Annotated in this window: 14 protein-coding genes; 6 read left to right on the forward strand and 8 right to left on the reverse strand. The window is 71.6% G+C overall.

Annotation, left to right across the window (positions count from 1 at the left end):
* Positions 1–11: 11 nt before the first annotated feature.
* Positions 12–1,295, reverse strand: coding sequence for an enolase C-terminal domain-like protein (locus OG627_RS04870; RefSeq protein ID WP_329061760.1), 1,284 nt, complete (start codon positions 1,293–1,295; stop codon positions 12–14).
* Between the two features lie 211 nt (positions 1,296–1,506).
* Between OG627_RS04870 and OG627_RS04875 the strand changes: the two genes are divergently transcribed.
* Positions 1,507–2,298, forward strand: a complete 792-nt coding sequence (locus tag OG627_RS04875) for an IclR family transcriptional regulator (RefSeq protein WP_329061762.1) — start codon at positions 1,507–1,509, stop codon at positions 2,296–2,298.
* Here OG627_RS04875 and OG627_RS04880 read toward each other — a convergent pair.
* Positions 2,277–3,155 carry a fumarylacetoacetate hydrolase family protein gene (locus OG627_RS04880; RefSeq protein WP_329061764.1) on the reverse strand — a complete coding sequence of 293 codons (879 nt, stop codon included), beginning with the start codon at positions 3,153–3,155 and terminating at the stop codon, positions 2,277–2,279. The genes OG627_RS04875 and OG627_RS04880 overlap by 22 nt on opposite strands.
* A 91-nt stretch (positions 3,156–3,246) precedes the next feature.
* Complete coding sequence (locus OG627_RS04885; RefSeq protein ID WP_329061766.1) at positions 3,247–4,551, reverse strand: MFS transporter; 1,305 nt, start codon at positions 4,549–4,551, stop codon at positions 3,247–3,249.
* 343 nt (positions 4,552–4,894) lie between these two features.
* On the opposite strand from OG627_RS04885, the gene OG627_RS04890 reads away from it, so the two are divergent.
* The 4 genes from OG627_RS04890 to OG627_RS04905 all read left to right on the forward strand — a co-directional run bounded on the left by OG627_RS04890 (position 4,895) and on the right by OG627_RS04905 (position 9,117).
* The gene (locus OG627_RS04890) at positions 4,895–6,346 is read left to right on the forward strand and encodes an extracellular solute-binding protein (RefSeq protein WP_329061767.1); all 1,452 of its coding nucleotides are present in this window, start codon (positions 4,895–4,897) and stop codon (positions 6,344–6,346) included.
* A complete protein-coding gene (locus tag OG627_RS04895; protein ID WP_329061770.1) occupies positions 6,343–7,263 on the forward strand; it encodes a carbohydrate ABC transporter permease in 921 nt (306 codons plus the stop codon). The genes OG627_RS04890 and OG627_RS04895 overlap by 4 nt, the downstream gene beginning before the upstream one ends.
* A complete protein-coding gene (locus OG627_RS04900) occupies positions 7,260–8,117 on the forward strand; it encodes a carbohydrate ABC transporter permease (protein ID WP_329061773.1) in 858 nt (285 codons plus the stop codon). Before OG627_RS04895 ends, OG627_RS04900 begins: the two co-directional genes overlap by 4 nt.
* A 130-nt stretch (positions 8,118–8,247) precedes the next feature.
* Positions 8,248–9,117, forward strand: coding sequence for a helix-turn-helix domain-containing protein (locus OG627_RS04905; protein ID WP_329061776.1), 870 nt, complete (start codon positions 8,248–8,250; stop codon positions 9,115–9,117).
* Positions 9,118–9,180: 63 nt separating this feature from the next.
* On the opposite strand, the gene OG627_RS04910 is transcribed toward OG627_RS04905, so the two are convergent.
* Positions 9,181–10,152, reverse strand: a complete 972-nt coding sequence (locus tag OG627_RS04910) for an aldo/keto reductase (protein WP_329072367.1) — start codon at positions 10,150–10,152, stop codon at positions 9,181–9,183.
* A 218-nt stretch (positions 10,153–10,370) separates the two neighbouring features.
* Positions 10,371–10,958, reverse strand: a complete 588-nt coding sequence (locus OG627_RS04915) for a CGNR zinc finger domain-containing protein (protein ID WP_329061778.1) — start codon at positions 10,956–10,958, stop codon at positions 10,371–10,373.
* Between the two features lie 38 nt (positions 10,959–10,996).
* On the opposite strand from OG627_RS04915, the gene OG627_RS04920 reads away from it, so the two are divergent.
* Positions 10,997–12,214: an MFS transporter gene (locus OG627_RS04920; RefSeq protein ID WP_329061779.1), complete on the forward strand. Its 1,218-nt coding sequence runs from the start codon at positions 10,997–10,999 to the stop codon at positions 12,212–12,214.
* Here OG627_RS04920 and OG627_RS04925 read toward each other — a convergent pair.
* The 3 genes from OG627_RS04925 to OG627_RS04935 form a co-directional block, all read right to left on the reverse strand.
* Positions 12,204–12,848, reverse strand: a complete 645-nt coding sequence (locus OG627_RS04925) for a response regulator transcription factor (protein ID WP_329061780.1) — start codon at positions 12,846–12,848, stop codon at positions 12,204–12,206. The two genes, OG627_RS04920 and OG627_RS04925, sit on opposite strands and share 11 nt — an antisense overlap.
* Positions 12,812–14,125, reverse strand: coding sequence for a sensor histidine kinase (locus OG627_RS04930; RefSeq protein WP_329061782.1), 1,314 nt, complete (start codon positions 14,123–14,125; stop codon positions 12,812–12,814). Before OG627_RS04930 ends, OG627_RS04925 begins: the two co-directional genes overlap by 37 nt.
* Positions 14,126–14,226: 101 nt before the next feature.
* Complete coding sequence (locus OG627_RS04935) at positions 14,227–16,740, reverse strand: FtsX-like permease family protein (protein WP_329061784.1); 2,514 nt, start codon at positions 16,738–16,740, stop codon at positions 14,227–14,229.
* Positions 16,741–16,743 lie beyond the last annotated feature (3 nt).

Raw genomic sequence — 16,743 nt, forward strand, 5'->3', positions numbered from 1 at the left:
TCGGGCTCACCTCAGAACTTCGGGAGGGTGGGGCGCTGGTGATCGGGGTGTACGGCGCGCATGGCGGCGATGTCGTCGCGCTCGCGCATGTCGGGGCGGCGGTTCCAGCGTTCGTGCAGCCGGGCCAGCGCGTCGCGGTCCAGCTCCACCCCGAGGCCGGGGGTGTCGGTCACGGCGACGGCGCCCTCCTGGAAGGCGATCGGCTCGGTGATGACGTCCTCGGACTGCCACGGGTAGTGCGTGTCGCACGAGAGGTCCAGGCCGGGGAGGGTGGCAGCGACCTGGGTCATGGCGGCGAGGCTGATGCCCAGATGGGTGTTGGAGTGCATCGAGATGTTCCTGCCGTGGGCGCGGCACACCGCCGCGAGATCCCTGGTGGCCAGCAGCCCGCCCCAGAAGTGGTGGTCGGAGAGCACCACTTGCACCGCGTCGAGGTCGAAGGCGGGGCGCACCTCCTCGATGGCGGTGACGACCATGTTGGTGGCCAGGGGCATGCCCGTACGGCGGTGGACCTCGGCCATGTCCTCCAGCCGGGCGGTGGGGTCCTCCAGGTACTGCACGACGCCGGTGAGTTCCTCGGCGACCCGGACGGCGTTCTCCAGTGACCAGGCTCCGTTGGGGTCGAGGCGCAGCGGGCTGCCGGGGAAGGCGTCGGCCAGCGCCTTGACGGCGGCGACCTCCTGGTCGGGCGGGAACGCGCCGCCCTTGAGCTTGAAGGAGCGCGAACCGCAGCGCTCGTGGAACAGCCGGGCCTGCGCCACCACCCCCGCCGGGTCGACGGCCTCGCCCCAGTCGTCCTGGGGGTCGTCCGCGCCGGGGTGGCGTCCCCATTTGTAGAAGAGGTACGCCGCGTAGTCGACCCGGTCGCGGACCTTGCCGCCCAGCAGGGCGTGGACGGGGACGCCCAGTTCCCTGCCGTAGGCGTCCAGCGCGGCGGTCTCGAAGGCCGAGACGATGCTCAGCCGCATCTTCTCGCTGGTCAGCAGGCCGCGATAGCCACTGGCGTCGGGGTGCGGATCGATGACGCGCCGGTCGCCCTCCCGCCCGATGCCGCAGATGGCGTTGATCCCGCCGACCGGCAGGCCCTTCAGCTTCGGGGCGAGGCGGGCCGCGAGGTCCAGATACGCCCCGTCCCCGTAGGTCTCCCCCAGCCCGACGGTGCCGCTCTCCGTCTCGATCTCGACGATCAGCCGGGGGGCGTAGGGCTGGTGGACACCGGCGATGTTCAGCAGTGGCGCGTCGGCCATGAGGATCGGCGTCAGCCGGACATCGGTGATGCGGGGTGAGTCACTCATCGTGCTCCTTAATCCGCGAGAGCGAGGTAACCGCGATTCGAAAGTCCCATTCATTGGGACTCAATCTCGTCCAGTGGGTATATTGAACGTAGCAAGGCGCCCTGGGGCCACACAAGTCCCGGTGACAGCGCCATCGGTGGGTCGGTAGTCTCAACCGCCGGGCCAGCAGTACGGCACGACCAGCGGTACGGCACACGAACCGGGAGCGACGATGGGCGAGGCGGGCGGAGCGGGCACGGGCGAACGGGCGGCGGGGGCCCTGGACCGGGGGCTCGCGATCCTGACCCATGTGGCCAGGACGCGCGGCGCATCCACGCCCGAGATCGCGCAGGCGCTGGGGCTGACCCGCTCCACCGCGTACCGGCTGGTCGACCGGTTGCACGAACAGGGCTGGCTGGCCCACGACCCGGCGGCGGGACAGTGGCGTCTCGGCTCGGCGGCGGTGCGGCTGGCCTCGGCGGCGGTGGCCTCGACCAATCTGCGCGACGCGGCGGCCCCCGCCCTGCGCAAGCTCGCCGATCTGACCCAGGAGACCGTCAGTCTCGGGGTGCCCAACGGCCTCACGATGGTCTTCGTCCACCGCGAGCGCGGCACCCGGCCCGCCGCGGTGACCGCCGAGCTGGGCGCCTCCAGGCCGCTGCACTCCACGTCGCTGGGGCGCGCCTATCTGGCGGCACTGCCGCAGCCGAGACTGGAGGAGACCCTGATCGAGCTGGTCCGCTCGCCGCTCTCGCCGGTGACGGCGGCCACCGTCTCGGACCTGCACGCCGAGATCGAGCGCACCCGCGAGCGCGGCTGGTCCTCGGACCTGCGGGAGTTCGACGAGTCCAGTTGCTGCTGCGGCGCCGCCGTCTTCGACCACACCGGTCTGCCCGTCGCCTGCATCAGCGTGGCCGGCGTGGCCGAGCGGATGGAGCCGCTCGTCCCGACGTACGGCCCGGTCGTCGCGCAAGTGTGCCGGGAGCTGTCGGCCGATCTCGGCTATCTGCCGCCCGCCTCCTGACGGCCGGCCGGCGCCCGCCCGGAGCGCGGCGCGCCGTCGCGCACCACCTCGCGTACGGGGTTGACGAGGCAGCCGATCCCCTCGACCTCCGACTCCAGCACGTCGCCGTCCCGCAGCGCGCGCGGGGGCCGCATGAAGTCCCCGCAGCCGGCCGGTGTCCCGGTCAGCACCACATCGCCGGGCCGCAGCGTGAAGAACCGGCTGAGATGGGCGATCAGTTCGGGGATGCGGAAGACCATGTCGGCCGTGGTGCCGTCCTGGACCGTCTCGCCGTTGACACGGGTGCGCACCCGCAGCCGGTGCGGGTCGGGGATCTCGTCGGCCGTGACCACGACCGGGCCGAGCGGGCAGAAGGTGTCCAGCCCCTTGCCGCGCAGCCACTGCCCGTCGCTCTCCTGGAGGTCGCGGGCGGAGATGTCGTTGGCGACGGTGTAGCCGAAGACATGATCCGCCGCGTCGGCCTCCGGCACGTTCCTGGCCTCGGTGCCGATGATGACGGCCAGTTCCGTCTCCCAGTCGACCCGCCGGGTCAGCGTGGGGTCGAACTCGACGGCCTCGCCGGTGCCGATGACACTGGAGGAGAGCTTGGGGAAGAGATAAGGCTCGCTCGGCGGCTCCCAGCCCATCTCGGCGATGGTGTCACGGTAGTTGAGGCCGATCCCGTAGAGCGTGGCCGGCCGGTACGGCAGGACGGGGTCACCGGCGGCGGCCCGTTCCCCGGTCGGCGGCGGCAGGACGCCGCCCGTGATGACGTCCGCCAGCGAGAGGGACGGTGGCGCGGGCCGCCAGTCGTGACCGGCGCCGGTCCTGCTGACAAGCGCGCGGCGGCCCTGCTGGACGATGGTGGCCAGGTGCATGAGGTGATCTCCCGGGGAGGGTGGCGCGCCCGCATCCGCCCCCACCGGCCTCGCCACGGAGGCGGGGCGGAGGCGGGGCGGGGCATCCTGTTCAGTGGGACGGGGTTCCATGGAGGGGTTCGGCAGGGCCCTTGACGGCTTCCGCCGTCGGCGGCGCCCCCTTCCGTGTCGCCGGGGTGTCGGAGAGGAAACACACGGCGAGAGCGGCGACCAGCGAGAAGGCGGCCAGGGCTATCAGCCCCCAGGCCGTACTCCCGGTCCTCTCCTGCACCAGGCCGAATCCGTACGGAGCGACGAATCCCCCCAGATTGGCAAGGGAATTGATGAGCGCGATGGCCATGCCGATCACCATGGGATGCACCGTTCCCTGCACGATGGGCCAGAAGATCGGGCTGATGCTCTTGAATCCCATGGCGGCCACGCACAGCATCACCAGCGCGAGCACGGGAGAGGAGACAGCGGCCGCGTAGGAACCGACCGCCGCCACGATCAGGGCACCGATCAGCAGGGGCTTGCGCCGGCCCGTACGGTCACCGATCCGGGCGAGCAGGAACATGGCGAAGATGGCGCAGATCCAGGGCAGCGAGGAGAGCAGCCCCACCGTGAAATCGTTGGTGCCCTGGATACCCCGGACGATCGAGGGCAGCCAGAAGGTGTTCGCGTAGATGGACATCTGGACCGAGAAGTAGATGAACGAGAGCAGCAGGACCTTCGGGGCCCGCACGACCGACCACAGGCCGCTGCCCGTCGCCCCGTGCCCGGCCGAAGCGGCCGCGTCGTCCGCGTCGATGGCCGTGATCAGCGCCTGCTGCTCCGGGCCGGTCAGCCAGCGGGCGTCCTCGATCTCCGAGTCGAGCCAGAAGAAGGCGAACACCCCGACGCCGACGGAGAGCAGACCCTCCGTCAGGAACATCCACTGCCAGCCGGAGAGCCCCCACAGCCCGTGCATCGAGAGCAGCGGGCCGGAGACCGGACCGGAGAGGGAGAAGGCGACGAGGGCGCCCACCGCGTACCGCGCGTTGGCCCGGCCCCGGTGCGAGTTGGGCAGCCACTTGGTGAGGTAGTAGAGAACGGCGGGCACGAATCCCGCCTCGGCCATTCCCAGCAGGAACCGGAGGAAATAGAAACTCCACTCGCCCTGCGCGAAGAGCATGCACGCGGAGACGATTCCCCAGCTCACGCAGATCCGGGAGAGCCATATCTTGGCGCCGAACCTCGCCATCAGCGCGTTGCTGGGAATCTCGAACAGCGTGTAGGCGACGAAGAACAGTCCGGCGCCGAGTCCGTAGGCCGCCGCCCCGATTCCGAGATCCGCCTCCAGATGCGACTGGGCGTATCCGATATTGGACCGGTTGAGCTGATTGCACATCATCATGACGGCGAAGAGCGGAACCACTCGCCGGAGAATCTTCGCCGTAGCGCTCTGAAGGTGTTGCCCGGACAGCTCCGGGCCACGGACTTGCGAGGTCATACGCGGCCACTTCTTCCGTCGACAGTGACAGGAACCGAACGGTCCGGCGCTCCCTGAAGTCCCATTCATTGGGACGCAGTTCCGTTTATCGGCACTCGGTACCGTAGGATTCGCGTCGCGGCGTGTCAAGACTCGCCACCTCGGGAGTGGGCGGGATTTCGCGGGCGCGCGTGCGCGAATCGTTGACGCGAAAGCTCCAACACCCCTACGGTCGCGTCCCGTTCGCAATGACGTGCGTCATCCGAAATACCGAACGACGAGGTGAGGTATGGGACGGCCAGGACGATCAGCGCCGGGTGAACGGCCGGCACCGGCGAGTGAGCGGCCGGCACCGGACGGCGGGCGGGAGTACCGGCCGGACCGGGGCCAGGACCCGCGACCGCCGCTGACCCGCAGACGCGCGCTCGCGGGTCTGGGCGGAGCGGTGGCCACCGTCGGCGGCCTCGGCGCCGCCGGCGCGGTGACGACGGGGTGCGCGGCGCCCTCCGGTGTCGCGGAGGGAAGGACCCGGCTGCGCTACTGGCATCTCTTCGGCGGCGGTGACGGTGTGACCATGACGGGAATGGTCGACGCCTTCGCCGCCGCGCACCCGGACATCGGCCTGGAGGCGGCCCAGCTCCAGTGGGGCAGCCCGTACTACACGAAGCTGGGGATGGCGGGGGCCGGCGGGCGGGCGCCCGAGGTCGCGGTGTCGCATCTGGCGCGGCTCGCGGGGTTCGCGCCGGGCCGGCTGCTCGACCCGTTCGACCTGGACCTGCTGTCCGGGCACGGGGTCCGGGCCGACCGGTTCCCCCCGGAGATCTGGCGGCGCGGGCGTTTCAACGGCCGGCAGTACGCGATCCCGCTCGACACGCACCCGATGGTCCTCTACTACAACACCGACGTCTGCGCGCGGGCCGGACTCCTCGGCGACGACGGAGGGCTGCGGCCGATCGCCGGTTCGGCGCAGTTCACCGCCGCGCTGCGGGCCGCGAAGAAGGCCACCGGCGTGCCCGCCCTGACCACCGAGACGCTCGGCCCCGACGCGGCGACCCCCTGGCGGCTGTTCGCCACGCTGTACGCGCAGACGGGCGGCGCCGTGCTCTCCGCCGACGGCAAACGGCTCGCCCTGGACGACACCAGGGCGCTGCGGGCCCTCGACTACATGGCGATGCTCACCGACGAGGGGCTGATGGCGCGCCGCACCGACTACGCGGGGGCGATCGGCGTGTTCAACGACGGGAAGACGGCCTTCCACCTCAACGGCGAGTGGGAGGTGACCACCTTCACCCTCTCCGGACTGCCGTTCTCCATGACCCGGGTGCCCGCCCTCCTGGGCAGCGCAGCCGCCCAGGCCGACTGCCACTCCTTCGTCCTGCCGCACCAGCAGGACCGCTCGGGCGCCGGGAACGAGGCCGCCCACACCTTCGTCGCCTGGATGGTGAAGCACTCGGTGGACTGGGCCAGGGGCGGTCACGTACCCGCCTATCTGCCCACGCTCGACGACCCGGCGTATCTGCGGCTCACCCCGCAGTCCGCGTACCGCTCCGTCATCAACGACGTCGCGCTCGATCAGCCCGCGTGGTTCGCGGGCTCGGCCTCCCTGATGTGGATCGAGCTGGGAGCGGTGTTCTCCGGGGTGCTCACCGGCTCCCGTACGCCCCGCGACGCGCTGCGCGAGGCCAAGGCCCGGCTGCGCAAACTGCTGGACACCCCCGATCCGCTCGGAGGCGCCGTATGACCACGAGCACCGCCGGGCCCGCCCGACCCACCGGGATCCGCCGGCGGTGGACCGAGCACGGGCTGCTGTTCATCGCCCCCTTCCTGCTCACCTACACCCTCTTCCTGCTGTGGCCGCTGGTCTCCGGTGTCGGGATGAGCCTGCGCAGCGACAACATCACCGGCTCCGGCGGCGAGTTCGTCGGCCTCGACAACTACGCGGAGGCGTTCGGCGACCCCGGTGTCTGGTCCTCGATGGGCAACACCGTGTGGTTCACCGTGCTGTCCACGGTCCCGCTGGTGCTGTGCGGGCTGGTCTTCGCCCTGCTCGCCCACCATCTGCGCTTCGTGCGGTGGCTGTGGCGCCTCTCCTGGTTCGCGCCGTTCCTGCTGCCGTCCGGGGTGGTGGGGCTGCTCTTCCTCTGGGTGATCTTCCCGTCGGACTTCGGCTTCGCCGACCAACTGCTCGCCTCGTTCGGCCTGCACCCCGGCATCGGCTGGCTCACCGACGAGCGGTACGCGATGCTGTCGGTGGTCGCGGCCACCGTGTGGTGGACGGTGGGCTTCAACTTCCTGCTGTACCTGGCGGCGTTGCAGTCCATCCCCCGCTACGTGTACGAGGCGGCGGAGCTGGACGGCGCGGGCGGCCGGCAGCGGCTGTGGCACATCACCCTGCCGATGCTGCGGCGGACGACCGGGGTGGTGCTGATCCTCCAGGTGCTGGCCTCCCTGAAGATCTTCGATCAGGTGTACATCATGACGGGCGGCGGGCCCGACGACTCCACCCGTCCGATACTCCAGTACGTCTACCAGGCGGGCTTCACGGGCTACCGCATCGGCTACGCGTCCGCCGTCTCGTATCTCTTCTTCGCTCTGATCGTGATCGTGTCCCTGGTGCAGCTGCGGCTGTCCCGCCGAGGTGGTGAGGAGTCCTCGTGAGTGCTGTCGCGGACGACGAGGGCCGCAGGGCCCGCTGGACCCCGGGCAGGGCCGTCCTGCTGGCGGGGTCGCTGCTGCTGGCCGCCGTGTGGGTGCTGCCGCTGGCCTGGGCGCTGGCCATCTCGCTCAAACCGGAGGCGGAGGCGACCAGGACACCGCTGCGGTGGATCGGCTCCACCGTGACGCTCCAGGCGTACCGGCAGGTGTGGGAGACCGGTGATCTGGTGCGCTGGCTGTTCAACACCGCGTACATCTCGGTGGTCACCACGCTGCTGACGGTGGTGTTCTGCGCGATGGCGGCGTACGGCTTCGCGCGCACCGACTTCCGGGGCCGCAAGCTGCTGTACGGGGTGGTACTCGCCGGAATCATGGTGCCGCCGCAGGTGCTGATGGCGCCGCTGTTCGCGGAGATGGTCCAGCTGGGTCTGGTGGACACCTACTGGGGGGTGATCCTTCCGCAGGTGGCCGTGCCGGCGATGGTATTCATCCTGGTGAGGTTCTTCGACGGGGTGCCGCGCGAGCTGGAGGAGGCGGCGTTCGTCGACGGGGCCGGGCGCTGGCGGGTCTTCTGGACGATCGTGATGCCGCTCTCGCGGCCGGTGCTCGCCGCGGTCGCCATCTTCACCTTCATCTCGACCTGGAACAACTTCCTGTGGCCGTTCCTGGTCACCACCGATCCGAACGGGATGACGCTGCCCGTCGGTCTGGTCAACGTCCAGTCCTCGTACGGCCTGCGGTACGCGCAGATGATGGCGTCCGTCGTGATCGCGGGGCTGCCGCTGCTGGTGGTCTTCGCGCTCTTCCAGCGGCAGATCGTCCGGGGGGTGGCGACGACGGGGCTCGCCGGGCAGTGACCGCGCGGCGTCGGTGCCTCACGGTTCGTCAGGGCCGTTTTCTCCGCGTGGAGTTGCCGCGTGCCCCTGCCCCCGGAATGCCCGCTGTGGCAGACTCCCCGGGTATGGAGCCGGCACACGGGGGTGGGGTGTGAGCGAGCCCCGATCCGCCCCGACGATCGGGCAGCTCGTTCTCGGCAGACAGTTGCGTGCCCTGCGCGAAAAGGCCGGGCTCAGCCGGGAGCAGGCGGGCCGGCTGCTGCGTGTCACGGTGGCCACCATCCGGCGGATGGAGACGGCGGAGGTCGCGCTCAAGATCCCGTACGTACAACTCCTGCTGCCCGCCTACGGGCTGGCCGCCCCGGAGGCCGAGGTCTTCCTGCGGCTGGCGGAGGAGGCGAACAAGCCGGGCTGGTGGCAGCGGTTCCACGACATACTGCCCGACTGGTTCAGCGGTTACGTCAGCCTCGAAGAGGCCGCCAGGACCATTCGCGCCTACGAGCCGCACTTCGTGCCGGGGCTGCTCCAGACCGAGGAGTACGCGCACGCCGTCCTGACCACCGGATCCGTGGGCCGTACGGTCGACCGCGACCGGATCGACCGCCATGTCGCGCTGCGGCTGGAGCGTCAGACGCTGCCCGACCGCCAGGACGCGCCGGTCTTCTGGGCCGTGCTCGACGAGACGGTGCTGCGCAGGCCGGTCGGTTCGCGGGCCGTGATGCGGGCGCAGCTCGACCGGTTGCTGGAGATGATCGAGCTGCCGAGGGTGACGCTCCAGATCGCCACGTTCGCCACCGGCCCGCACGCGGGCACCTACAGCCCGTTCGTCCTGTTCCGCTTCGACATCCCGGAGGTGCGCGACATGGTCTACATCGAGTATCTGACCGGCGCGCTCTACCTCGACGAGGACAGCGAGGTCACCGCGCACATGCAGGCGATGGACATGATGGTGACCCACGCGGAGCCCGCCACCCGCACGAAGGACCTGCTCACCGGGTTCCGCGCGGAACTGGACCGGTAACGGCGCGCGGGCACGCGAAGACGGGCGGTGCCGGTCGGCACCGCCCGCTTCGCGCGGTCGGGGTTACGCGCCGAAGCCGTGCTCCGCGAGGAGCGCGTCGATCGCGGCGAGTTCGGTGTCCTCCAGGGCACCTGCCTCCAGCACCACCAGGTTCTGGTCGAGCTGCTCGACACTGCTGGCGCCGATCAGGACCGAGGTGACGCGCTCGTCCCGCAGCACCCAGGTCAGCGCGAGCTGGGCGAGGGTCTGGCCGCGCTCGCCCGCGAGCTTGTTGAGCGCGTGCAGCGCGGCGACCTTGGACTCGCTGAGCGCGTCCCGCTTCAGGAAGTGGCCGACGGCCATCCGCGAGTCGGCGGGCACCCCGTTGAGGTACCGGTCGGTCAACTGCCCCTGGGCGAGCGGGGAGAACGCGATGACTCCGGCGCCGACCTCGTCGGAGGCGGCGATCAGTCCGTTGTCCTCGATCGTACGGTCGAGGATGTTGTACGCGTGCTGGTTGATCAGCAGCGGGGTGCCGAGTTCCCTGAGCATCCCGGCCGCCTGACGCATCTGCTCCGTCGGGTAGTTGGACAGCCCGGCGTAGAGCGCCTTGCCCTGCCGCACGGCCGAGGCGAGCGCCCCCACCGTCTCTTCGAGGGGGGTCTCGGGGTCGTAGCGGTGGGAGTAGAAGAGGTCGACGTAGTCGACGCGCATCCGGGCCAGCGACTGGTCCAGGCTCGCGAGCACGTGCTTGCGCGAGCCGAATTCGCCGTACGGGCCGGGCCACATGTCGTAGCCCGCCTTGGACGAGAGGAACAGCTCGTCGCGGTAGGGCCGGAAGTCCTGGGTGTAGAGCGTGCCGAAGTTCGCCTCGGCGCTGCCGTAGGGCGGACCGTAGTTGTTGGCGAGGTCGAAGTGGGTGACGCCCCGGTCGAACGCGCGGCGCAGCACCGCGCGCTGCTTCTCCAGCGGGGTGGTGTCACCGAAGTTGTGCCACAGCCCCAGGGAGACCTGGGGCAGCTTGACCCCGCTGCGGCCACTGCGCGCGAACCGCATGTCGGCGTAGCGGTCGGCGGCGGCGAGGTAGGGCGGTGGTTTCAACGAACTCTCCTGGGACGTGGCCGAGACCGGGAAGGACGCCGGCACAGCTCCGCGCGGGCTGTGTTCCGGTCCTGGTAGACGCTACACACGAGGAACGCCGTTGGGAACGCCGAACAAGTTCCGAAAATTTCCGACAGATTCAAACATCCCGAGGTCCCCCGGGCGCGCCTCTCTCAGCCCCGGGAGCGGCGGTGGGCGGCCACGCGCTCGCGTGTCGCACACCGGCGCGAGCAGTAGCGGCGCGGTGGTCCGCCGCCCTGGGTGAGAAGGACGTCGGTGCAGCTCGGCGAGGCGCAGAGGCCGCCGGGCGGGCGCTGCCGGTCCCAGAGGAGGACGGTCAGCGCCAGGCAGGACGAGGCGAGGAACCACTCGCCCCAGGGCGCTTCGTCGTCGCTGTCGAGGTGGGGATGCCAGGGGGTGGCGCCGTGGTGGGACGTGAGGCGTACGGCGCCGGCGGTGCGCCGCAGCAGGCCGTTGACCGCGCGGGCGGCGCCGTCGGTGTCGGGGGCGGCGAAGACCTCCCGCAACAGCAGCGCGGTGGCGCGCAGTTGGTCGACGTCCTCCTCGGAGAGCGGCAGCGGGACGCTCTCGCCGTGTGCGCGCAGCACCTCCGCGACCGTGTCGGGGCCGGGACGGTCGCCGGACAGGACGTTGACCAGGGCGACGGTCCGGCGGGCCGTGGCCTGGACGGAGTGGCGGGTGGACCAGTCGTCGTTCGGGGGCAGCACCCGGCCAATGTAACGCAGGCCGATGTAACGCATGTAGCGAAGGTTTCCGTTACCCCCGTAACGTTCCGCTCATGCGAAAGCGTTACGCGACCGGGGTCCATCTCGCCGGGGCGGCGGTTGCCCGTACGGGGGACGAGATGTCGGGGCCCGCGCTGCTGCTGGCCGGGCTGGCGGTCACCGGTTCGGCGGCCACCGCCTCGTCGCTGCTCGCGGCCCTCACGGTGTCGGCGGCGGTGGGCGGTCCCCTCCTCGGCGTACTGCTGGACAGGGCGGTGGCGCCGGGGCGGCTGCTGGCCGGGGCGCTCGCCGGGTACGCGGCGGCGCTCGTGGTCGTGGTGATGAGCCTCGGGCGGGTGCCGGTGGCGGTTCCGGTGCTGCTCGCCGTGGCGGCGGGGCTGCTGGGCCCGGCCCTGTCCGGCGGCTGGACCGCTCAGCTGCCCCGGGTCGCCGGGCGCGCTGCGCTGCCGCGCGCCACCGCGCTCGACGCGATGACCTTCAACTTCGCGAGCCTGGCGGGCCCGGCGCTGGCCGGGGTGGTCGCCGGGGTGGTCGGGGGCCGGGCGGGGGTGCTGGTCGCCGCGGCGCTGATCTGCCTCGCGCTGCCGTCGGCGCTGGCCCTGCCCCCGGCCGGTGGGCGCGCGCCGGCGGCCGGCGCCGGGCGGCCGGAACCGCTGGGCCGCGCGCTGGCCGACGGGTTCCTGGCCGTCGTCCGCAACCGGCCGCTGGCCCGTACGACGCTCACCTCGGTGCTCTCCAGCGTGGGCGCCGGGCTGCTGGTCGCCTGCTGTCCGCCGCTCGCCGCGCGGGACTTCGGCGCGGCCGGCCGGGGCGCGCTGCTGCTCTCCGGTGTCGCCGCCTCGGCGCTCGCGGCCAACGCCGTACTCGCCCGCCTGCGAAGGCAGCCGCGCCCGGACACCGTGGTGTGGTGCGGGGCGCTGGCCCTGGCGCTCGCCCTGTTGTGCGCGGCGGCCGGCCGTCCCGTGCTCCTGGCCGTCGCGGTGGTGATCGCCGGAATCGGTGAAGGGCCTCAGCTCACCGCGGTGTTCGCGGTGCGCCACCGGGAGGCCCCCGAGCGGCTGCGCGGCCGGATCTTCGTCATCGGGGCGAGTCTGAAGATCACCGGATTCGCGCTGGGCGCCGCGCTCGCCGGGCCGCTGGCCGAACGGTCGCTGCCGGGCGCCCTGCTGGCCGGGGCCGCCGTCGAGGTGATCGCCGTGCTGGCCTTCGCCGCGGTACGGGTCGGCGCGGGCGGCCGCCCCCGTACCCCGGCCCGCCCCCTCACGCGTTGAGGTAGGCGAGGACCGCGAGGACCCGGCGGTTGCTGTCGCTGTCCTGCGGCAGCAGGAGTTTGGCGAAGATGCTGGAGATGTGTTTGGCGGCGGCCCCCTCGCTGATGTGCAGCCGCCCGGCGATGGCGTTGTTGGAGCAGCCCTCCGCCATGAGTTCCAGCACACCGCGCTCGCGTGCGGTGAGGGTGCCGAGGGGCTCGTCGCGGGCGTGACTGACCATCAGCTGGGCTACGACCGCCGGGTCCATGGCCGTACCGCCGGCCGCGACCCTGCGGATGGCGTCGACGAACTCGTCGCTGTCGAACACACTGTCCTTGAGGAGATAGCCGATCCCGCCCGTGCCGTCCGCCAGCAGTTCGCGCGCGTACATCTGCTCGACGTGCTGGGAGAGCACCAGGATCGGCAGCCCCGGCAGTTCGCTCCGGGCCCGTAGGGCGGCCTTCAGTCCCTCGGTGGTGAAGGTCGGCGGCAGCCGGACGTCCACGATGGCGATGTCGGGCCGGTGTGCGACGAGCGCGGCCGACAGGTCCTCGCCGTTGTCGACGGCGGCCACCACCTCGAACTCGTATGCCTCCAGCAGCTGGATGAGCCCCTGCCTCAGGAGGAAGAGGTCTTCGGCGAGGACAACGCGCACGGTATCTCCATGTTCATGACGGTCGGACCGCCGGGGGGACTGCTGATGTGCAGGGTTCCGTCGAAGGTGGCCAGCCTGCGGCGGATGCCGTCGAGGCCGCTGCCCAGCCCGGCGGTGGCGCCGCCCTGCCCGTCGTCGGTGACGCGGGCGCGCAGCGCGCCGTCCTCGTACCGGGCGTCCATCGTGACGTGTTCGGCGCCCGAGTGCTTCAGCGCGTTGGTGAGCAGTTCCGACACGGAGAAGTAGACGGCGGACTCGACGGGCTGCGGCAGCTCGCCGGGGATGTCCACCGAGGTCTCGACCGGCAGCGGGCTCGCGAGTCCCAGGGCGCGCAGCGCGTCGGCGAGCCCCCGCTCGGCGAGGACCGGCGGATGGATCCCGCGTACGAGGTCGCGCAGTTCGCGCAGGGCCAGTACGGAGGAGGTGCGCGCGTCCCGCAGCAGTCGGCGCGCCTCCTGCGGGTTGGCGTCGAGGTGCCGGTCGACGGCGCCGAGGGTCATGCCGAGACCGACCAGCCTGGCCTGGGCGCCGTCGTGCAGATCGCGTTCGATCCGGCGCAGTTCGGCGGCCTGGGTGTCCAGCGCGCCGGACCGGGTCTCGGCCAGATGCCTGACCCGGGAGGCGAGGACGGCCCGCTCGGTCGGTCCGAGCAGGAAGCGGGTGAAGTGGGCGTGCGCGACGAGGGGCAGCCTGCTGGTCCGCGTCCAGAGGGCGAGGACCCCGACGGCGAGTACTCCGGCCGCCAGCGCGCTGAGCCAGCTGTCGACCGGGACCAGGCAGTACCAGCGTCCACCGCCGCCGGCCCGCAGGACGGGCTGCCACAGGCCGCCGGCCAGCGCGAGCCCCTCCAGCGCGTAGTAGAGGACGGCGGCGGGTACGAAGCCGATCAGCCCGGCGGCACTGTTGAGCAGCAGCCACAGCAGATCGCGCCAGCTGGCCGGGTCGGTGAGGATCCACTTGCAGCGGCGCATCCATCCGACGATGTCCTTCTCGAACTCGGGCTCCGGCCGGTACGGGTCGCCGATCGGCACCCCGTACCGGCCCGCGACGCGCCGGTTGGCGTCGCACAGCCGCCGGACCGCTCCGGTGACCACCGGCAGCGCGGCGGCGCCGATGCCGATGACGAACAGGCCCACGAAGTAGGTGGTCACCAGGAAGAGACAGACCGAGGCCAGCGCGCCGGACGCGACGGCGATTCCCACCAGGGTGTCGGTGCCCGCCGTGCGGGTACGGGCACGCACGGCGGCCAGTGGCCCGGCCCACGGCCGCTCGCTCATGCTCCCCCATGCGTCGTGGGTACAGGCACGCCCCCGGTCAGCATAGTTGCTCTTCCCGGAGGCGGCACAGCGGCTGGGACAGCCGGTGGAGGCGCTGTCGCTCACGCGGCCTTCGTCAGTGTCTCGATGGGCGGGGTGCGCATCCCGCGCCAGGAGGGCACCAGCGTCGCGCCGAAGATCAGCACGAGCGCGCCCCCGACGATCGCCAGATAGATGCCGATCGAGCCGAGCGGCATCGGGGAGCCGGTCTTGACGAGGCTGTACGGGACGATGGTCGTGGCGGCGGCGAGGGTGCCGAGCACGGTCGCGATGAAGGCGACGAGTCCGCCCTCGACGCTCAGCATGCCGATCACCTGGGCCCGGGTGGCGCCGGTCAGCCGCTGCAGTCCGAACTCGCCCTGCCGCTTGCGGGTCACCGCCACCAGGGTGTTGACCACGGTGATCGCCGCGTATCCGACGATCATGGCGACGATCGTGTAGTTCGCCGACACGAGGATCTGCTGGATCTGGTTGTTCTCGCTGGTCAGTGTGGACCGGTCGGCGACCCGGGTGCCCGGCAACGACGCAGCGAGGGTGTCGAGTTCCGCGCCGAGCCGGTCGGCGGCGCCCGCGTCCGCCCGGATCAGGATCTGGTGCGGCAGGCCGTCGATGGTGTGCGGGGCGAGCGTACGGGAGGGCAGCAGCAGATACTCCTGCTGCGGGTTGTCGGCGTAGAGGGCGACGACCTTCGGGGCGGCCCCGGCACCGTCGCCGAAGTGGATGGGCAGGGTGTCGCCGACACCGACGCCGTACTTCTCGGCCTGCTTCTTCGACAGGGCGACGGTGTTGCCGTCCAGGTCTCCGAGCGATCCGGAGACGGTGTCGAGGGCGAGGACCTTCGCCGCGTCGGCACTGGACACCCCGTACAGCTCGGTCTCGGAGCCGCCGTTCTTGTCGACGAACCCGTTGGAGGTGACGAGTTCGGAGGCGCCGGACACACCGGACACCGCGCGGGCCCGGTCCACGGCGCCGGCCGCGAAGCCGCCGGTGGAGGAGTTGAGTACGTAGTCGGCCAGGACGTTGTCCGAGTAGCTGCTCGCCGAGACCTCGTCCTCCGTCGACTGCATGTAGAGGGTGCCGGTGGCGATCGCGACGAGCAGCACGATCGGCGCGACGGCGCCCGCCATCCGCACATTGCTGGTGGTGGCGTTGCGGACGGCGAGGTAGCCGGACATCCCCGACACCAGCTTCACGGGCCGGCCGATCGTCACGACGATCGCCTTGGTGATGCCGGGGGCGAGCAGCGCGAGGCCGATGGAGAAGAGCACGGAGGCAGGTCCCGCGGTGCTCGCGAGCGTCGGGCCGTCGTCCATGACCGTCGCCGTGACGAACGCCAGGGCGATCCCGTTGACGAGGAAGAACAGCGCGAGGATCAGCCGGGCGGGGGTGAACCAGCGGGCCTGGACGGCGCTCTCGGCGAGCGCGGCGACGGGATCGGTGCGCGCCGCGTGCCGGCCGGCGAACAGGGTGGCGCCCAGCGCCGCGACGATCGCCACGAGCGCGCCGGCCGCGATGGGGATCCGGCCCTCGTGGAAGGTGATCTCCGCCGACACCACACCGCTGCCGGTGAGCACGGAGAACAGCGCCTCGCCGAGGAAGAATCCGGGCACGATCGCCAGCCCCGTCGCCAGCAGCGACAGCGCGGCGGTCTCTCCGACGATCATCCGGCGGATCTGGGCGGGCGTGGTGCCGATGGCGCGCAGCAGCGCCATCTCGCGCTGCCGCTGCTGGAGGGAGAGCGCCAGCGTCGAGGCGACACCGAACATGACGACCAGGACGGCGAAGCTGCCGAAGATCGCCCCGAGGATGGTGACCGTCTTCTGGCTGGCGAGGGTGCCCGGCAGCTCGGCGAGGCCGCGCCGTTCACCGGTGAGGACCGTCGCGCCGTCGCCGACGGCCGACTTCACCCGGTCGGTGAGCGCGGCGAGGTCGGTGCCGGGGGCGGGCAGCACGCCGATGGAGTCGATCCTGCCGCTCTCGGTGGCCAGCCGCGCGGACCGCGGGCCGGAGAAGAACAGCGAGGAGCGTTCGACAGCGTCGCTCCGGGGCGCGGCGACACCCGTCACCACGAAGGTCCGGGTGACGCCCGACACGACGACGTCGACGCCGGAGCCGGCCTTCGCGCCGGAGGCGGCGGCCAGCCCGGCGTCGAGGACGACCTCGTCGTCGGCGGCGGGCGCCTTGCCGCTGGTCAGCCGGTACGGGGCCAGCTCGGCGCTGTCCCAGCCGTGCCCGTACGACGCGTCGGACCCGCCGGCGACCCGGCCGTCCTCGGTCAGTACGGAGGCCGGGAAGGAGACATCGCCGATGGCCTTCTCCACCCCGGGGACGGCGGCGACCTTCTCGACCAGGCCCGCGTCGATCCGGCCGCGCTCCGTCAGCGCCGTGGAGTCGTGGTCCTGCTGACCGGTCACCACGATCGGCGCGGCGGCCAGCCGCTGGGCGGGCGCCGCCATCCGGATCCCGGTCTCGATCAGCCCGCCGCAGGCCATGACGATCGCGGCACCCAGGAACATCGAGACGAAGGTCGCGACGAAGCTGGTCTTACGGAACCTCAGTGTGCGAAACGCGAGCATCCA

The organism is Streptomyces sp. NBC_01429 (assembly GCF_036231945.1).
GTDB lineage: Bacteria > Actinomycetota > Actinomycetes > Streptomycetales > Streptomycetaceae > Streptomyces.